We start from the raw sequence: 557 nt of genomic DNA, 5'->3' as shown, positions 1-557 counted from the left end.
CTTCCTGCACCGCGACCTTGCCGCCGTGGGAGGCCAGCTGCGGATTGACTTCGTTCTCCACCACCCAGCGCACGCGCTCGACCAGCGAGGACGCGTCGGTGGGGGCTTCGCCCTTGATCTTGGGGGCCTTGATGGTCAGCTGCTGGCCACCAGTGGCGTTGCTGACGATGTCGATGTCGGCACCGTCCAGCCAGCCCACGCTGGTGGCATCGACGTACAGGGTGAAGCCATCGCAGTCCACCGCCCACTCATCGCCCATCAGGTCGGTGGGCTCGGCGAACTCCAGGCGGGCGTCGGCACGCGGGGTGCCAGCATCGACGGCGCTCAGGCGCACGCCCATGCCGGGCACGGCCTCACGCTCGATCAGCTTGCGGAAATAGGTCTGGGCAGTGTCGGATATCTGGATCATCGGGCTATTCTAGCCACTTACATGTTATGCGCTCATTCGGTTTATACACCGTCCGGCGCATCGTTCAGGCATCTTGCAACACGAAAGGGAGTGGAGGATTTCATGGCCGACCTGATTCCGCTGGCGCAGGCGCATTGCGTGCCGCGCA

Annotated in this window: 1 protein-coding gene; it reads right to left on the bottom strand. The window is 64.3% G+C overall.

All coding sequences use genetic code 11. The annotated features are described in order from the left end of the window. Nucleotides 1-409 (bottom strand): NfuA family Fe-S biogenesis protein (locus ACXJKJ_RS31695; protein ID WP_457395680.1); only part of this gene is annotated, 409 nt, incomplete at its 3' end. Between the last annotated feature and the right edge of the window lie 148 nt (nt 410-557).

This window comes from Roseateles sp. P5_E1 (assembly GCF_054049335.1).
Note: the sequence above shows the minus strand (reverse complement) of the source record. Positions and strands in the feature narration are given on the sequence as shown.